The 17,435-nt window shown below is 74.3% G+C and carries 14 protein-coding genes; 9 read left to right on the top strand and 5 right to left on the bottom strand.

What is annotated here, in order from left to right:
- Positions 1–285: 285 nt before the first annotated feature.
- The 3 genes from ACFVHV_RS13415 to ACFVHV_RS13405 all read right to left on the bottom strand — a co-directional run bounded on the left by ACFVHV_RS13415 (position 286) and on the right by ACFVHV_RS13405 (position 4,031).
- Positions 286–1,293: a LuxR C-terminal-related transcriptional regulator gene (locus tag ACFVHV_RS13415; RefSeq protein WP_359897734.1), complete on the bottom strand. Its 1,008-nt coding sequence runs from the start codon at positions 1,291–1,293 to the stop codon at positions 286–288.
- The gene (locus tag ACFVHV_RS13410) at positions 1,283–2,272 is read right to left on the bottom strand and encodes a LuxR C-terminal-related transcriptional regulator (RefSeq protein WP_380351219.1); all 990 of its coding nucleotides are present in this window, start codon (positions 2,270–2,272) and stop codon (positions 1,283–1,285) included. The genes ACFVHV_RS13415 and ACFVHV_RS13410 overlap by 11 nt, the downstream gene beginning before the upstream one ends.
- A gap of 649 nt (positions 2,273–2,921) precedes the next feature.
- A complete protein-coding gene (locus tag ACFVHV_RS13405; RefSeq protein WP_359897732.1) occupies positions 2,922–4,031 on the bottom strand; it encodes a TDT family transporter in 1,110 nt (369 codons plus the stop codon).
- A gap of 71 nt (positions 4,032–4,102) precedes the next feature.
- Between ACFVHV_RS13405 and ACFVHV_RS13400 the strand changes: the two genes are divergently transcribed.
- Together ACFVHV_RS13400 and clpB are read left to right on the top strand one after the other, a co-directional pair.
- Positions 4,103–5,029: a LysR family transcriptional regulator gene (locus ACFVHV_RS13400; protein ID WP_359897731.1), complete on the top strand. Its 927-nt coding sequence runs from the start codon at positions 4,103–4,105 to the stop codon at positions 5,027–5,029.
- A 98-nt stretch (positions 5,030–5,127) separates the two neighbouring features.
- Positions 5,128–7,734: an ATP-dependent chaperone ClpB gene (clpB, locus tag ACFVHV_RS13395; protein WP_359897730.1), complete on the top strand. Its 2,607-nt coding sequence runs from the start codon at positions 5,128–5,130 to the stop codon at positions 7,732–7,734.
- Positions 7,735–7,861: 127 nt separating this feature from the next.
- On the opposite strand, the gene ACFVHV_RS13390 is transcribed toward clpB, so the two are convergent.
- On the bottom strand, positions 7,862–8,104 hold the full coding sequence (locus tag ACFVHV_RS13390) for a helix-turn-helix domain-containing protein (RefSeq protein WP_380351217.1): 243 nt from the start codon (positions 8,102–8,104) through the stop codon (positions 7,862–7,864).
- A gap of 446 nt (positions 8,105–8,550) precedes the next feature.
- Here ACFVHV_RS13390 and ACFVHV_RS13385 point away from each other — a divergent pair, with 446 nt between their 5' ends.
- The 6 genes from ACFVHV_RS13385 (at position 8,551) to pyrE (ending at position 15,036) form a co-directional block, all read left to right on the top strand.
- Positions 8,551–9,108, top strand: coding sequence for a YbjN domain-containing protein (locus ACFVHV_RS13385; protein ID WP_359897728.1), 558 nt, complete (start codon positions 8,551–8,553; stop codon positions 9,106–9,108).
- Between the two features lie 121 nt (positions 9,109–9,229).
- Positions 9,230–10,390, top strand: coding sequence for a pyridoxal phosphate-dependent aminotransferase (locus tag ACFVHV_RS13380; protein ID WP_380351215.1), 1,161 nt, complete (start codon positions 9,230–9,232; stop codon positions 10,388–10,390).
- A 501-nt stretch (positions 10,391–10,891) separates the two neighbouring features.
- Positions 10,892–11,431: a DUF2617 family protein gene (locus tag ACFVHV_RS13375; RefSeq protein ID WP_359897726.1), complete on the top strand. Its 540-nt coding sequence runs from the start codon at positions 10,892–10,894 to the stop codon at positions 11,429–11,431.
- A 193-nt stretch (positions 11,432–11,624) separates the two neighbouring features.
- Positions 11,625–13,232, top strand: a complete 1,608-nt coding sequence (locus ACFVHV_RS13370) for a polyamine aminopropyltransferase (protein ID WP_380351265.1) — start codon at positions 11,625–11,627, stop codon at positions 13,230–13,232.
- A gap of 197 nt (positions 13,233–13,429) precedes the next feature.
- Positions 13,430–14,455, top strand: a complete 1,026-nt coding sequence (locus tag ACFVHV_RS13365) for a hypothetical protein (protein ID WP_380351213.1) — start codon at positions 13,430–13,432, stop codon at positions 14,453–14,455.
- Positions 14,456–14,499: 44 nt separating this feature from the next.
- Entirely contained in the window at positions 14,500–15,036 is a 537-nt protein-coding gene (pyrE, locus tag ACFVHV_RS13360) for an orotate phosphoribosyltransferase (RefSeq protein ID WP_359897723.1), read from the top strand.
- 87 nt (positions 15,037–15,123) lie between these two features.
- Here pyrE and ACFVHV_RS13355 read toward each other — a convergent pair whose 3' ends face one another.
- Positions 15,124–15,846 carry a VTT domain-containing protein gene (locus ACFVHV_RS13355; RefSeq protein WP_359897722.1) on the bottom strand — a complete coding sequence of 241 codons (723 nt, stop codon included), beginning with the start codon at positions 15,844–15,846 and terminating at the stop codon, positions 15,124–15,126.
- A gap of 428 nt (positions 15,847–16,274) precedes the next feature.
- Here ACFVHV_RS13355 and fbaA point away from each other — a divergent pair, with 428 nt between their 5' ends.
- The gene (gene fbaA, locus ACFVHV_RS13350; RefSeq protein WP_359897721.1) at positions 16,275–17,297 is read left to right on the top strand and encodes a class II fructose-bisphosphate aldolase; all 1,023 of its coding nucleotides are present in this window, start codon (positions 16,275–16,277) and stop codon (positions 17,295–17,297) included.
- Positions 17,298–17,435 lie beyond the last annotated feature (138 nt).

The raw sequence follows: 17,435 nt of genomic DNA, 5'->3' as shown, positions 1-17,435 counted from the left end.
TGGGCCCGGGTGCGTTCGCGCAGCTGCCCGGGGATCCGGCCGGCCTCGGCCAACACGCGGGTACCGGTCCTCCGGAGGTCGCCCCCGATCCGCTCGCCGACCGCCCGGGGATCCACTGCGCTGTCCGAGCCGTCCACCAACTGCGGTACCGGCAGCCCGAGTTCCACCAGCCGTCGGAGCACCGACCCGTCCTCCCCGCCGACTTCGGCCGCCCGCACCCGGCCGCCCTCGCGCAGGACGGCGAGGTGGCGGGCCCGGGCGGCGGCGAGCGGGGTGGCGGGCGTGTCAGTCATGGTGCTCGCCCCGCAGCCGCCAGCCGAGGTGGAAGAGGGTGTGGGCGCCGTAGCGGTCGCGCAGCCGGGAGATGTGGGCGGCGACGGTGCGTTCGCTGACGCCCAGCCGGGTGGCGACGGCCCGTTGGGTGAGGCCGCGGGCGAGCAGCCGGCCGATCCGCACGGTGGTGACGGACGGCGGGTCGAGGTGGCGTCCGGCGGGGGTGGCGCGGGCCCAGTCGCGTTCGAACTGGGCGGCGAGGTAGGCGACGGTGGTGGGGTCGGTGAGGAAGGCGGCCCGGCTGTGGTCCTCGGCGGCGGGGATGACGGCCACCGCGCGGTCGAAGACCAGCACCCGCTCGTAGGGCTCGGCGAGGACCCTCACCTGGGCGCCCTGCCCGGTGCGCAGGACGACCTGGCTCCGCACGGCGGCGTCGGCGAGGGTGACCGGCTGGTAGAGGGTGCGCAGCGAGCAGCCTCGGCGGAGCAGCGAGAGGTCCTGGGCGAGGGCCATCCGGAGGCCTTCGAGCGGCCGCGGGCCGGGCTGGGCGGCCAGGACCTCCTCCCGGCACTCCGAGACGAGTTCGCTGACCCGCCCGCGGACCTCGGCGGCGCCGACGACGGTGCCGCCGAGAGTGCCGCCGAGGGCGACGGCCGGGGAGCCCGTGGCCGGGGAGCCGGCCGAACCAACGGCCCGGGAACCGGCCGCCGGCTGCCCCCCGACCGGGCTGCGCGCCTCGTCGTAGGCGCGGGACAGCGGCCCGAGGGTGCCCGGGAGCCGCTCGGCGTGCCGCAGCAGGCGGACGGCGCGGGTGCGCAGTTCCAGGCCGATCCGGTCGCCGAGGGAGCGCGGGCTGGCGGCGGTCCAGCCGGTGGCGGTGGGGGTGAGCAGGCCGCGGGCGACGAGGGCGGCCAGGGTGGGCCGGTCGGCGGGGGCGAGGTCCTCGGGGAGCAGCCGGCCGCCGCCCCGGACGGCGGCGAGGTAGAGGGCCCGCTCGGCCGGGCCCGGCTCATCGGTCATCGCGGGCGCCCCGCATCAGCCAGCCGAGCTGGAAGAGGGTCTGCGCGCCGTAGCGGTCGCGCAGCCGGGAGATGTGGGCGGCGACGGTGCGTTCGCTCAGGCCCAGCCGGGTGGCGACGGCGCGCTGGGTGAGGCCGCGGGCGAGCAGCCTTCCGACCCGGTCGGGGATGGTGCGGGCGGATGCCTGGCCGAGGGCGGCGGCCTCGGCGGTGTCGGCGCGCGCCCAGTCGCGTTCGAAGGTGCCGACCAGGTAGGTGATGGTGGCCGGGTCGGTGATGAAGGCGGCGGTGCTGTTGTCGTCGTTGGCGGAGATCACGGCGACGGAGCGGTCGAAGACGATCAGCCGCTGGAAGGGCTCGTCGAGCACCCGGATGAGCGAGCCGTGCCGGATGACCTCCTCGGCGTAGGCGAGGGCGGGCGGGTCGGCGAGCGCGACCGGCTGGTAGATGGTGCGCAGCGAGCAGCCGCGCTGGAGCAGTTGGACGTCCTGGAGGAGGGCGACCTGGAGGGTGTCGGCGGGCCGGTGGCCGGGCTGGGCGGTGAGGACCTCGGAGCGGCAGTCGGAGACCAGTTGGGAGATCCGCTGGCGGATGTGGACGTGCCCCTCGACGTGGACGGCGCCGCCGGCCCGGTCGGTCGGGCGGGGCATCGCGTCGTAGGCCCGGGTGAGGCCGTCCAGGGCGCCCGGGAGGTTCTCCGCGCGGACCAGCAGCCGGGTGGCCTCGCTGCGCAGTTCGGCGCCGAGGCGGTCGCTGACCGAGCGCGGGCTGACCGCGGTGTAGCAGCGGTCCATCCGGTTGACCATCAACAGGCCGATGTCGATGAGTTGTTGGAGCGCTCCCCGGTCGACGTCGGCGACCTCGCCGGTGGGGACGCGGCCGCCCTCGGCGATGATGGCCAGGTAGAGCTGCCGGGCGGCCTCGTCGGGCTCCTCGCCCACGGGCCCGTGGTGCGGTGTGACCGCCGGTTCCGCCGTCACGTCGCACTCTCCCTGCCGGACGCCTCTCCCCTGGTCTGCCCGTGCTCCCCGCCGCACGAGCCGTGGCACCGGTGGGCCCGGCGGGCTCACGGTGCCGGTGGGCCGGTACGGCGTGATCATGGATCAGGCGGTCACGGTACCGGGTGGGACGGCGGACCCCGGGCCCGGGTGCCGTCGCACGCCGGGTCGTCCGGGGGCCGCCATCGGTACGCCAGTCAAGGCGCTCCCGTCGAGGCGGAGCAGCAACGCCTCGACGGGTCCGGTCCGGGGGCCATCACCACACATGGACCCCGGCCCGGCGCTCTTCCCCCCCGTTCCACCGGCGCGGGATGTCGCACCTGCGGTCAGCATCGAAGAGCGTGTCGCCACCATCGGGCTGCGGTGCCCGGACGACTTGGCGTGTCTCCACCCTCACAGCGTGACGGCCGGTGAACAAGTGCCGCCCGAGTGCATGTTCGCGCAATTGCAGCTACCTGCATCCGGCCGCGAGCGCGACGGTCCGGCCGGCGGGGTGGATTCCGGTGGAACCGGGGCGGGTCGGGGGCGTCGGCACCACCCGGCAGCACCGTTGTCCGGCCGTGCGCGTTCCTGCACCGGCCGCGCGCTCCTGAGCTGCGCGTTCACGCAGGCCCGGGGGTCCGGCGCCGCCTCAGCGGGCCAGCAGCCGGCCCCGTGCCAGCCCGGCGGCGGTGCCGCCCGCGGCGAGCACCCAGGCGAGCGCCAGCAGCAGGTACAGGCCGACGGCCAGGCCACTGAAGCCCCCGAAGCCGGTGTGCCGGGCGAGCGCGGAGGCTCCGGTGACGCAGGTGCCGACCGGGAAGGTGTACGCCCACCAGGTCATCGCGAACGGCATCCCGGCCCGCCGGGCCCGCAGGTTGGCGGTGAGCGCGACGGCCAGCCAGAGCATGGCGACGCCGATCACCGCCACGCCGTACAGCTCGGCGAGGTCGACCATGGCGGGCGCCAGCGCGGGCAGCACCGGGCGGGCGGCGTCGGCGAGCTGGTGGACCGCGGTGACGGACTGGCCGAGCGGGCCGAGCACCAGGAACAGCGAGGGGGTGAGCGCCAGGGCGGGCAGTTTGCTGTGGAGCAGCCCGGTGAACACCACCGGCAGCAGCACCAGGGTGGCCAGCAGGCCGATCCCGAACAGCGCCCAGCAGCCGTACAGCATGGCCTGCTGGGCCGTCCCGGCCGGCAGGTGGGGGACCAGCGCGGGGCCGCAGGCGGAGGCGACCAGCGGGGCGACCACCGGCAGCAGCCAGGTCGGGTTGGCCTCCAGGGCGGAGAGCCGGTGCCGGGTGATCATCAGGTACGGGATGCCGCCGGCCACGGCCAGCGCGTACAGGGTGCCGAGGCTCCACAGCACCGCGTCCAGGGCGACCGCCGGGCCGGTGCCGATGACCCGGGAGCCGAGCAGCAGGGTGCCCAGCCCGACCGCCAGCAGCGCCATCGGCGGGCAGCCGTAGAAGACCGCGGTGGCCGGGTTGTCCAGCAGCTGGGCGCGGGCCGCCTCGCGGTGCCGGGTCAGGTGGACCAGCCGGGCCCCGGCCAGCACCAGCAGGGCGGCCAGCGCGAACGCCCACATCACCTCGCCGAAGGCGGTCAGCCCGGGCGGCCGCACCGGCAGCACGGCGGCGCCGTTCGCCAGGATCGCGGTGCCCATCACGGCGGCGTACCAGTTGGGGCCGAGTTGGGCGAGGTCGGGCCGGCGGCGGACGGCGGGGCGGGCGAGGGGGCGGATACCGGCCAAAGTGGACATGTCCCCACCGTCGCCCGGAAGGCCGGGCGGCCGGTAGCGCCGGGGCTTCTATGGGGGCATAGCCTGAACCTATGGCCCTCTCCCCGCACGTCCCCGAACTCGGCGCCCTGGAACTGCTGCTCGCGGTGGCCCGGCTGGGCAGTGTCGGACGGGCGGCGGCCGAGCTGGGCGTCACCCAGCCGACCGCCAGTGCCCGGATCAAGGGCATGGAGCGGCAGGTCGGCGTCCCGCTGCTGGACCGCTCGCCCCGGGGCAGCCGGCCGACCGAGGCGGGCCGGCTGGTGGTCGAGTGGGCCCGGCAGGTGGTGGAGGCGGCGCAGGCGCTGGACGCCGGGATCGACGCCCTGCGCGAGCGACGGGACGCCAAGCTGCGGGTGGTGGCCAGTCTGACCGTCGCCGAGTACCTGATGCCCGGCTGGCTGCTGGGCCTGGCCGAGGCCAGCCCGGGGACGGCGGTGACGCTGCGGACGGCGAACTCGGCGGAGGTCGCCGGGCACGTCCTGGACGGGGACGCCGACCTCGGCTTCGTCGAGGGCCCCACCACCCCGCCCGGGCTGGCCGGCGTGGTGGTGGCCGCCGACCGGCTGGTGGTCGTGGTGGCGCCCGGGCACCCGTGGGCGCGCCGCCGCGCCCCGCTGACCGGGGCCGAGCTGGCGGCCACCCCGCTGGCGCTGCGCGAGCCCGGCTCGGGCACCCGGGAGGTGCTGGAGATGGCCCTGCGGCCGTACGGGGGCGTGGCGCGGCCCCGGATGGAGCTGGCCTCGTCCACCGCGCTGAAGGCGGCGGCGATGACCGGGGCGGGGCCGGTCTGCCTGAGCGAGCTGGCGGTGACGGAGGAGCTGGCCACCCGGCGGCTGGTCGAGGTGCCGCTGGTGGCGGAGCTGGACCTGCGGCGGCCGCTGCGCGCGGTCTGGCCGGCCGGGCAGCGGCCGGGCGGGCCGGCCCGGGAGCTGCTGGGGCTGACCCGGCGGTCGGTCAAACGTTCACCGAGAAGTTGAGGCGGAAACCGGAAACGGAAAGTTGAGCGGAATAGACTCAACTTAGTGCATGCTGTACGCAGCAGTAGTGAAGGACGACGAGGGAGGACCCCCCAGCAGTGGACGCCAGCAAGTTCACCACCAAGACGCAGGAAGCCCTGTCCGCCGCCATCCGGCAGGCGGGCACGGCCGGCAACCCGGACGTCAGGCCGGTGCACATCCTGATCGCCCTGCTGGAGCAGCCCGAGGGCATCGCCCGGCCCCTGCTGGAGGCAGTCGGGGCCGACGTCGCCCGGGTCGACGCCGAGGCCCGCCGCCAGGCGGCCGCGCTGCCCAGCGCGATGGGCTCGACGGTCGCCGCGCCCCAGCTCGCCCGGGACACCGTCGCGGTGCTCACCGAGGCCGGCAGGCGCGCCAGCGACCTGGACGACCAGTACGTCTCCACCGAGCACCTGATGGTCGGCCTGGCCGCCGAGGGCGGCCAGGTGGCCGAGCTGCTGGCGCACCAGGGCGCCGCGCCGAAGGCGCTGCTCGCCGCGTTCAAGGACGTCCGCGGCAGCGGCCGGGTCACCTCACCGGACCCGGAGGGCACCTACAAGGCGCTGGAGAAGTACGGCACCGACCTCACCCAGGCCGCCCGGGACGGCAAGCTCGACCCGGTGATCGGCCGCGACCACGAGATCCGCAGGGTGGTCCAGGTGCTCTCCCGCCGGACGAAGAACAACCCGGTGCTGATCGGCGAGCCGGGCGTCGGCAAGACCGCCGTGGTCGAGGGCCTGGCCCAGCGCATCGTGGCCGGCGACGTGCCGGAGTCGCTGCGCGGCAAGCGGCTGGTCGCGCTGGACCTCAGCGCGATGGTCGCGGGCGCCAAGTTCCGCGGCGAGTTCGAGGAGCGGCTGAAGGCCGTCCTGAACGACATCAAGGCCTCCGACGGCCGGGTCGTCACCTTCATCGACGAGCTGCACACCATGGTCGGCGCGGGCGCCGGCGGCGACTCCGCGATGGACGCGGGCAACATGCTCAAGCCGATGCTGGCCCGCGGCGAGCTGCGGATGGTCGGCGCCACCACGCTGGACGAGTACCGCGAGCGGATCGAGAAGGATCCGGCCCTGGAGCGCCGCTTCCAGCAGGTGCTGGTCGGCGAGCCCAGCGTGGAGGACTCGATCGCCATCCTGCGCGGCCTCAAGGGCCGGTACGAGGCGCACCACAAGGTGCAGATCTCGGACGCCGCCCTGGTCGCCGCCGCCACCCTGTCCAACCGCTACATCACCTCCCGCTTCCTGCCCGACAAGGCGATCGACCTGGTCGACGAGGCGGCCTCCCGGCTGCGGATGGAGATCGACTCCTCCCCGGTCGAGATCGACGAACTCCAGCGCTCCGTGGACCGGTTGCGGATGGAGGAACTGGCCCTGGAGAAGGAGTCCGACCCGGCCTCGGTGGACCGGCTGGCCCGGCTGCGGCGCGACCTCGCCGACCGGAACGAGCAGTTGAGCGTGCTGACGGCGCGCTGGGAGCAGGAGAAGAAGAGCCTCAACCGGGTCGGCGAGCTCAAGGAGCGGCTGGACGACCTGCGCGGCGCGCTCGAACGCGCCCAGCGCGACGGGGACTTCGAGCGCGCGTCCAAGCTGATGTACGCCGAGATCCCGGCCGCCGAGACGGAGCTCACCGAGGCCCAGGAGCGCGCCGCGGACCAGGACACCTCGACCTCGATGGTCAAGGAGGAGGTCGGCCCGGACGACGTGGCCGACGTGGTCGCCTCCTGGACGGGCATCCCGGCCGGCCGGCTGCTGGAGGGCGAGAGCGCCAAACTCCTGCGCATGGAAGAGGAGTTGGGCCGGCGCCTGATCGGCCAGCAGGAGGCCGTGCAGGCCGTCTCCGACGCGGTGCGGCGCACCCGCTCCGGCGTCGCCGACCCGGACCGCCCGACCGGCTCCTTCCTGTTCCTCGGCCCGACCGGTGTCGGCAAGACCGAACTCGCCAAGGCCCTGGCCGACTTCCTGTTCGACGACGAGCGGGCGATGGTCCGGATCGACATGAGCGAGTACGGCGAGAAGCACTCGGTCTCCCGTCTGGTCGGCGCCCCGCCCGGGTACGTCGGCTACGAGGAGGGCGGCCAGCTCACCGAGGCCGTCCGCCGCCGCCCGTACAGCGTGGTGCTGCTGGACGAGGTGGAGAAGGCGCACCCGGAGGTCTTCGACGTCCTGCTCCAGGTGCTGGACGACGGGCGGCTCACCGATGGGCAGGGCCGCACGGTGGACTTCCGCAACGCCATCCTGATCCTCACCTCCAACCTGGGCAGCCAGTACCTGGTGGACCCGGCCACCCCGGAGGAACGCAAGCGGGAGCTGGTGCTGGGCGCCGTCCGGTCCGCGTTCAAGCCGGAGTTCCTCAACCGGCTGGACGACATCGTGGTCTTCGAGCCGCTGGGCACCGGCGAGCTGAGCCGGATCGTCGACCTCCAGGTGGCCCGCCTGGGCGAGCGGCTGCGGGAGCGGCGGCTCACCCTGGAGGTCTCCGCGGCCGCCCGCGACTGGCTGGCGCTCACCGGCTACGACCCGGCGTACGGCGCCCGCCCGCTGCGCCGGCTGGTGCAGTCCGCGATCGGCGACCAGCTGGCCCGGGCGATCCTGTCCGGCGCGGTGCACGACGGGGACACCGTCCTGGTCGAGCAGGACGAGGCGGGCGACCGCCTGACCGTCCGCGGCCGGGGGCCGCTGGAGAAGTAGCACCGCCGGCGTCCGGCACCCGGGCCGCCCCTTCCGCTCCGGCGGCGGGGGCGGCCCGTTCCGCGCCCGCGGGCCGCACCGGGGCCGTCACCCGGCCGCCGGGGCCGCCGCCGTCACCGCGCCGCCGTCACTCCGCCGCCGCCCGTCGCAGCAGCCGCCGCGTCCGGTCCCGCCGGCTGCGCGCCAGCCGGTGCAGCTCGGCCACCTGGACGTCCGGCAGGCTCCAGGCCTGGGTCAGCAGCCTGAGCGTGGACACCCGCGGACAGGACACCCCGCGTTCCAGGTCCCGGATCGACCGCACGCTCAGCCCGGTCGCCTCGCCCAGCTGCTCCTGCGTCATGCCCCGGTCCAGCCGGATGCTCCGCAGCAACGCCCCGAGCGTCGCGCCGTCCCCCGTCGCCGCTCCACCCACTCCTGTTCCCCCCTCAATTCCGGACAGTCCACCTCAGGACAGCTCAACTCCCCCGGCCAGGCCGGGATTTGATCGATGCGAGTTCCGTCGCACGCTAACCGCATCCGACCGGGACGGCAGCCGAACCAGCGCGCCGGGCGCGTGACGTGGCTCACGCGCGCCCCTCCGCGGGCCCACACCCCACCGGGGTTCCCACCCCCGCCCCGGGCCCCGCACACCCTCGGTGACCGACACCCTTCCCACCGCCGCCGGAGCCGCCGGACGACGGCCGGAGGAACGCCCGACGAAGATCGACGCGCCCCTCGGCCGCCCCTGTGAGCGGAGCCCCGAATGAGGCAGGATGGGAGGTGGAAAGGGCGGCCTCTCATTGCCGGCCACCACGTGCACTGAGGAAGAGGACCCCCATGAGCATCGACCCGTCGTCCATCCCGTCCTTCGGCGTTCCCCAGGGCGGCCAGCCCGGCGGCCAGGGCGGGCGGCCGGCCGGCCCGCCGCCGATCGTCGTCCCGGACCAGGCCCTGGTCACCCAGCTGCTGGACCAGATGCAGCTCAAGCACGTCGTGGACGAGGAGGGCGACCTCACCGCCCCCTGGGAGGGCTTCCGCGTCTACTACATGTTCCGCGGCGAGCAGAAGGAGCTCTTCGCGGTGCGCGCCTTCTACGACCGCGCCTACCCGCTGGAGAAGAAGGGCGAGATCCTCGACCTGATCGACGAGTGGAACCGCGAGACCCTCTGGCCCAAGGTCTACACCCACACCCACGAGGACGGCGTGGTCCGCCTGATCGGCGAGGCCCAGATGATCGTCGGCACCGGCGTCAACCTGGACTACTTCGTCACCACCACCGCCAACTGGACCCAGGCCGCGGTCGGCTTCGAGCAGTGGATCGTCGAGCGCCTCGGCCTCCAGAACGAGATCGAGGGCGAGGACGGCGAGGGCACCGAGGGCACCGACGAGGCCTGATCCCGGTCCCGGTACTCCGGTCCGGCCCGCCACCGCCCTCCGCGCCGGTGGCGGGCCGTTCTTGTCCCCGGCCCCCGGCTGACCCAGGATGGCCCTGACGACGAGCCGTGAGGAGCCACCGATGGGTACCAGGCCGCTGCTGAACCGCCGACTGACCGGGATGGGCACGACGATCTTCGCCGAGATGTCGGCCCTGGCCACGGCCACCGGCTCGATCAACCTCGGCCAGGGATTCCCCGACACCGACGGGCCCGAGGAGGTCCGCGAGGCGGCCGTACGGGCCCTGCGCGACGGCCGGGGCAACCAGTACCCGCCCGGCCCCGGCATCCCCGAGCTGCGCACCGCGATCGCCGAGCACCAGCAGCGCTTCCACGGCCTCGCCTACGACCCGGACACCGAGGTGCTGGTCACCGCCGGCGCCACCGAGGCCATCGCCGCCACCCTGCTGGCCCTGCTGGAGCCCGGCGACGAGGTGATCGCCCTCGAACCCTTCTACGACTCCTACGCCGCCTGCATCGCGATGGCCGGCGCCACCCGGGTGCCGCTCACCCTGCGGGCCCCGGCCTTCCGCCCCGACCTGGACGAGCTGCGCGCCCTGATCACCCCGCGCACCCGGCTGCTGCTGATCAACACCCCGCACAACCCCACCGGCACCGTCCTCACCGCCGAGGAGCTCGCCGCCGTCGCCGCGCTCGCCGTCGAGCACGACCTGCTGGTCGTCACCGACGAGGTCTACGAGCACCTGGTCTTCGGCGCCGTCCACCACCCCCTCGCGGCCCTGCCCGGCATGCGCGAACGCACCGTCACCATCTCCTCCGCCGGCAAGACCTTCTCCTTCACCGGCTGGAAGGTCGGCTGGGTCACCGCGAGCCCGGACCTGGTCGCGGCCGTGCGCACCGCGAAGCAGTACCTCACCTACGTCAGCGCCGGACCCTTCCAGTACGCCGTCGCCGAGGCCCTGCGGCTGCCCGACACGTACTTCGACACCCTCCGCGCCGACCTGCTGCGCAAGCGCGACCTGCTGCTCGGCGGCCTCACCGCGGCCGGCTTCCGGGCCTTCACCCCCGAGGGCACGTACTTCGTCACCACCGACATCACGCCGCTCGGCGAGAAGGACGGCATCGAATTCTGCCGTGCCCTGCCCGGCCGTTGCGGCGTCGTCGCCATCCCGAACGTGGTGTTCTACGACGACGTGGAGGCCGGCCGTAGCCTGGTCCGCTTCACTTTCTGCAAAAAGGACGAGGTCCTCCAGGAGGCCGTCACCCGCCTGCGGCGCCTGTGAGGGGCCGCACGCCCCCTTTCGCGCCCTTCGAACAGGGATGTCCGTGATCCGACACCAGTGCTGATGGATCATCAACTTCCTTGATCGGCTTGCTTGTTTGCCACCATTGCGGCAATCCTTCCGAGCATCCGGGCACTCTCCCGCCGCCCTCCACGCCCCGCGCCTGGAGGGCGGCGGTGTGTGATGCAGCCGGACAGCGCACACCCGGCGCGCACGGCGCACGATCCGGTGATAGGGGCGCGCGCTGTGCAGACTCGTACACGGGCTCGATCAGAGCCGGGAAGCAGGTGTGCTCGAAACGGTGAATGCTTGACAAAGTTGGGTAAATCACCGGCGGACCCGGCGTATTCGTGCTTCTCTGCTGCTGAATCTCCAGCCGGAATCCCTCCTTCCACGGTCGGCCGCGCCCAGGGCCGCACAGCCACGAACAGCCTCGCCATCGCCTAGGCCTACTCGCTGCTGCTCGGCGGGCGCGCACGGAGCTGAAACGCGGAGCCGAGCATGCTCACCACACTGCAGACCTCCTACACGGACACCCGGGCGGGTGACCTCGCCTGGTGCCTCGGCGGCGACCCGCTGCCCGCTCTCGCCGTCCGCGACCTGAGACTCGACGGGGGCGGCCGCCCGGGCACGCCCGGCACCCTCCAGCTGCGCCTGCTGGGCGCCTCCCACCAGGTGGTGATCGACGCGGGCCCCGGCCAGTGCCTGGAGACCGTCGCCTGCCTGCCCGGCCGCCGCACCCCGCTGCCGGCCCGGGTGGCCAAGCAGGTCGGCGGCTGGGAGTACGAGTTCGCGGCCCGGATCGAGGCGCTGCCGCCGCACGACTTCGCGGCCCGCGCGCAGGAGCTGCTGGCCCTCGTCGAGGGGCACCCGCGGGGCCTCGCCGGGGTCTTCCCGGGCGACCCGAGCGCCTTCACCGCACTGGTCACCCAGGGCGGCGCGGACCGGCTGCTCTGGCGCACCTGGCACGCCTACCCGCAGGAGGGGCAGCTGGTGTGCACCCGCTCCTCGCTGGTGGTGACCGGGGTGGCCGGGGCATGACCGCCGGAAGTCCGGACCGGACCACCGATCCGGCCGTAGGCCGCCCGGCCCAGGCCTACGAATCGTACGCAGGAACGGTTCGTCAATCCGACGTCGCCCACTGTCCGTCGGATGGGCGCATCCATCCGTCCCGCACGTCCCCTAGCGTTTGTTCGTGATCAACCATCCGACCGGTCCGCCCGCACGCCCGCGAGTGGACCTCGACGACGGCGCCCCACCCCGGCCCGGGCGAGGCCTCGCCCCGCTCCCGCCCGCCCGCCGTCGGTCCCGGCTGCGCTCCAGCCCCCGGCTCGCCCGCCTGACCGTCCTGCTGGCCGCGTTCGTCTGCGCGGCCTGCGGACTCGTCTACGAGCTCGAACTCGTGGCGCTCGGCGACTACCTGCTCGGGGACACGGTCACCCAAACCTCCGTCGTGCTCTCCGTCATGGTGTTCGCGATGGGCCTCGGCTCACTGCTCGCCAAACGGTTCACCAGCCGGCCCGCCACCGCCTTCGCCCTCGTCGAGTGCGCGCTCGCGCTCACCGGCGGACTCTCCGTCCTCGCGCTCTACTCCTGCTGGGCCTGGATCGGCCGCTACCAGGCCGCCATGGTCGGCCTCACCTGCCTGATCGGCGTCCTGATCGGCGCCGAGATCCCCCTGCTGATGACCCTCATCCAACGGATCCGGCGCGAGGACGCCGGACGCGCCGTCGCCGACCTGTTCGCCGCCGACTACGTGGGCGCGCTGATCGGCGGCCTCGCCTTCCCCTTCCTGATCCTGCCCGCCCTCGGACCGGGCGACGGCGCCCTGCTCACCGGCGCCGTCAACGCCGTCGCCGGGGCGGCCGTGGTGCTCTGGCTGTTCCGCGAGGAACCCGCCCCCCGGATCCGACGGCTGCTCTGGGGCGGCTGCCTGCTGGTCCTCGCCCTGCTCGCGACGGCCGCGGCCGGCTCCGACGCCGTCGAGCGCGCCGCCCGGCACGCCCTGTACGGCGACCAGGTCCGCTACGCCACCCGCAGCCGGTCCCAGGAGATCGTGCTCACCGGCCCCGCCGAGGGCCCCCTGCGGCTCTACCTGGACGGCCGGCTCGCGGTCTGCGGACCGGACGAGTACCGGAGCAGCGAGGGCCTGGTCCACCCCGCCATGGCGGCCGGCCCGGACGCCCGCGTCCTGCTGCTCGGCGGCGGCGACGGGCTCGCCCTGCGGGAGGTGCTGCGGCACCGGGGCGTGCGCACCGTCCGGCTGGTCGACGCCGACCCCGCCCTCCCCCGGCTCGCCCGCACCGACCCCGGGCTGGCCGCCCTCGGCGGCCGCTCGCTGGACGACCCCCGGGTCCGCACCACCGCGGCCGACCCGCTGGCCTGGCTGCGCGGCGCCGGCGCCCCCGGCGGGGACGGACCGTACGACGTGGTGCTCGCCGACCTCCCGGCACCGGCCGACGGCGGGCCGGTCAAGTTCCACTCCCAGGAGTTCTACGGCCTCGCCGCACGACTGCTCTCCCCCGGCGGCCGGATCGCCGTCCGCGCCGGGAACGACCTGGACGGCCTCTGGCAGATCGAGTCCGGTCTGCGGACGACGGGCCTGCAGACCGCCCCGTACGCCGTCCCGGGCAGCGCCACCGCCGCCTGCCGCCTCGGCCCGCCGGACGACCCCCAGAACTTCCTCCTCGCCGCCGCCGTCCGGCCCCCGCTCACCCTCGCCCCCGACGCCCCGTCGCCCCGCGCCCTCACCCCCGACGCCCTCCACGCCACCACCGCCCGCCTCACCGCCCTCCGCCCGGCCCACCCCCCGGCGGCCCTCACCCTCCTCGGCCCCCGCTGAGGCCGCCCGGCCCCGCCGAGGCCACCCCGGGGAACCGTCTTCCCGGAAGCCCCGCCTCGCGCCCGTGGCGGGCCGGGGCGGGTGCCCGTGCGGGCGGCCGCGGCGATGGTGCGACGGCCAAGGGAACAGGTGGGGCGGGGAAAATCCGGTGGTGGTGGGTAGGGACCGGGCGCGGCCCAGTCGGTAGGCTCCGTGACATGGAGCATGAGGTTCTCGTCCCGTTGTCCGCCGAGCCGGTCCGGCAGGCCTTGCAGGATCCCGCGCTGCTGGCGCGGAGTGTGCCGGGGCTGAGCACCGAGCCGGCCGCGGTCGGCGCCGGTGCGGCCGAGGAGATCGGCGGCCGGCTGAAGCTGCGGATCGGCGGCTCCACGATCACGTACAAGGGCGTGCTGTCGCTGATCGGGGGCCGGGAGGGCGTGCTGACCGTGCTCGCCGAGGGCGAGGAGGCCCGGGGCACCGGTGAGGTGACCGCCACCGTCCGGGTCAGCGTCGCGGACGGCGCCGAGGACGGCACCGCGGTGATCCGCTTCACCGGCGACCTGAGCGCCACCGGCCGGCTGACCGAGTTCGACGAGGAGACCCTCGACGCCACCGGCCGCCGCCTGCTGGACCGGTTCGCCACCGCGCTGGTCGCCCCGGAGGGCGAGCAGCCGCAGGACCAGGAGGAGGACGCCGAGCAGGACGGGTCCGGGAACGCCGGGGCCGGGGCCGACGCCGGTGTGGTCTTCATCGAGGACCGCCAGGACCAGCCCGGCGACGACCTGGACGACGACCTCTCCGACCTGATCGCCTTCTCCGACGCCGACGCCGAGCGCTTCGGCCTGCCCACCGGCTCCGCCGACGACGAGGACGAGGACGAGGAGGACGACGTGGAGGACGGGGCCGCGGACGGCTCCGCCGAGCAGGACGGCGTCGCCGAGGAGCTCCCCGCCGAGCCGCTCTTCGCGTACGAGGAGGAGCCGGTGCTCAGCGGCCCGGTGCGCCGCAGCATCGTCGGCCGGTCCGCCGAGGAGGTGGACCACGCCCCGCCGCGCGGCCCGTACGCCCCGGCGCTGCCCGCCCGCAGCGCGCGGGCCCGGGCGGCGTCCCGCTGGGGCGGCGAGGCCGGCGGGATCGTGGTGCCGGGCACCGGCGGCCGCAGCGCGGTGCCGTGGGTGATCGGCGGCTCGGTGGCCCTGCTGGGTGGTGCCGTGGTGCTGGTCAGGGCGCTGCGCCGACGCTGAGCCCGGAGCGCCGCGGGAACCGTCAGGGCCTAGACTGAACGCTCATGAGCAACGACCGCGACGCCCTGCTGGCACAGATCAAGGACAAGGCCGTCGTGCACGGCAAGGTCACCCTCTCCTCCGGCAAGGAGGCCGACTACTACGTCGACCTGCGCCGGATCACGCTGGACGGCGTGGCCGCCCCGCTGGTCGGCCGGGTGATGCTGGACGCGACCTCGCACCTGGACTACGACGCCGTCGGCGGCCTGACCCTGGGTGCCGACCCGGTGGCCGCCTCGATGCTGCACGCCGCCGCCGCGCGCGGGCAGCAGCTGGACGCCTTCGTGGTCCGCAAGACGGGCAAGGCGCACGGCCTCCAGCGCCGGATCGAGGGCCCGGAGGTCAAGGGCCGCCGGGTGCTGGCCGTCGAGGACACCTCCACCACCGGCGGCTCGGTGCTGACCGCCGTGGAGGCGCTGCGCGAGGCGGGCGCCGAGGTGGTCGGCGTCGCGGTGATCGTGGAGCGCGGCGGCGCGGCCGCCGTGGAGGCCCAGGGCCTGGAGTACGTGACCGCCTACACCCTGGACGACCTGGGTCTCTGATCCCGTCCGGTACGACGAACGACCGAGGGCCGGTGCTGTTTCACGTGAAACAGCACCGGCCCTCGCCGTGTCGGGAGCGCCGGGAGCTCAGCCCCGCCGGTGCCGGCCGCCGCCGGCCTGGACCTGGCTCTCCTCGTCGACCTCGGCGCCGATGCCGGCCCGCTTCTTCTTCCGCTCGCGCATGATCTCGACCAGGATCGGCGAGATCGACAGCAGGACGATCAGCAGCACCGCCGGGATCAGGTACTTGTCGATCACCGGGGCGAGCGCGTCGCCGAAGAAGTAGCCGATCAGCAGCATGGACTCGGTCCACAGCACGCCGCCGATCACGTTCCAGAGGAAGAAGGTCCGGGCGGGCATCTCCAGGGTGCCGGCGACCGGGTTCAGGAAGGTGCGGATGATCGGCATGAAGCGGGCCAGCACCACGGCCTTGCCGGAGCCGAACTTGTTGAAGTACTCCTCCGCCTTCACCACGTAGTCGCGTCGGAAGATCTTCGAATCGGGCTTGTCGAACATCTTCGGCCCGACCTTGGCGCCGATCAGGTGCCCGAGCTGGGCGCCGGCGATCGCCGCGATCGGGCAGCCGATCAGCAGGACGGCGATCGGCAGCTTGGCACCGTCGCCGAGCACCGAGGAGGCCGCGTTCGAGGCGGCGACACCCGCGAGGATCAGCAGCGAGTCGCCCGGGAAGAAGAAGCCGACCAGCAGGCCGGTCTCCGCGAAGATGATCGCGATCAGCCCGATGGCGCCGAGGGACGAGATCAGGGATTTGGCGTCAAGCAGGTTGACGGCCAGCTGGTTGTAGTCCACGGGCGCAGGATAGCGGGCGCACCGTGCCGACCACGCGGGCGCACCGTGCCGACCACGCGGGCGCACCGTGCCGACCACGCGGGCGCACCGTGCCCACGACGCGGGCGCACCGTGCCGACGGCGCCCGGCGGGGGACGCCCCCCGGCCGCCCGCCGGAGCCGCCCGCGGCCGCCGTGCGCCCGTGCCGTGCGCCGTTCCGCATGGCGGGCTCCTGCTGACCCGCGGGCACGAGTCTGGGAAGATGGCACAGGCGTCCGGTCCGCGGTGGCACACCACCCTCATGGCCGTACCGCGCAGGTCGCCGCGAACGTGCCGGAGAGCCACACCGCAACGCCGCGCGTCGGCGGGCCGGCACGGAGTCGTCACGAAGGCGTACACAGCGTCGGACAGCACCGTCCGTACGCCGCAACCCGACAGGAGCGGATCGCATGCCCATCGCAACTCCCGAGGTCTACAACGAGATGCTGGACCGGGCCAAGGCGGGCAAGTTCGCCTACCCGGCCATCAACGTCACGTCGTCGCAGACGCTGCACGCCGCACTGCGTGGTTTCGCCGAGGCCGAGAGCGACGGCATCATCCAGATCTCGACCGGTGGCGCGGAGTTCCTGGGCGGCCAGCACAGCAAGGACATGGTGACCGGCGCCGTCGCGCTCGCCGAGTTCGCCCACATCGTCGCCGCCAAGTACGACGTCACCGTCGCGCTGCACACCGACCACTGCCCGAAGGACAAGCTGGACGGCTACGTCCGCCCGCTGCTGGCGGTCTCCGCCGAGCGCGTGGCCCGGGGCGAGAACCCGCTGTTCCAGTCGCACATGTGGGACGGCTCGGCCGAGACCCTCTCCGACAACCTGGGCATCGCCCAGGAGCTGCTGGCCCAGGCCGCCGCCGCCAAGATCATCCTTGAGGTCGAGATCACCCCGACCGGCGGCGAGGAGGACGGCGTCACCCACGAGATCAACGACGAGCTGTACACCACCGTCAACGACGCCGTGCGCACCGCCGAGGCGCTGGGCCTGGGCGAGAAGGGCCGCTACCTGCTGGCCGCCTCCTTCGGCAACGTGCACGGCGTGTACAAGCCGGGCAACGTCGTGCTGAAGCCGGAGCTGCTGCGCGAGCTCCAGGACGCGATCGGCAAGCAGTACGGCAAGACCGACCCGTTCGACTTCGTCTTCCACGGCGGCTCGGGTTCGAGCGCCGAGGAGATCGCCACCGCGCTGGAGAACGGCGTCGTGAAGATGAACCTGGACACCGACACCCAGTACGCCTTCACCCGCCCGGTCGCCGGCCACATGTTCGCCAACTACGACGGCGTGCTGAAGGTCGACGGCGAGGTCGGCAAGAAGAACACCTACGACCCGCGCACCTGGGGCAAGCTGGCCGAGGCCGGCATGGCCGCCCGCGTGGTCGAGGCCGCCGAGCAGCTGCGTTCGGCGGGCAAGCGCCTGAAGTGAGTCCCGCGCCCGGGGCGGAGCCCACGGCCGCGTGAGCCCCGCCCTCCGGGCGTGACGTGACAGACGGGTTGGCCCCGGGCGGAACCCCGGGGGGGCCCGCGAGTGAGGGGGGGGGGGGAGGTATTGGGGAGGGGGAGG

This window comes from Kitasatospora sp. NPDC127116, assembly GCF_042677365.1.
Classification (GTDB): domain Bacteria; phylum Actinomycetota; class Actinomycetes; order Streptomycetales; family Streptomycetaceae; genus Kitasatospora; species Kitasatospora lactacystinica.
Note: the sequence above shows the minus strand (reverse complement) of the source record. Positions and strands in the feature narration are given on the sequence as shown.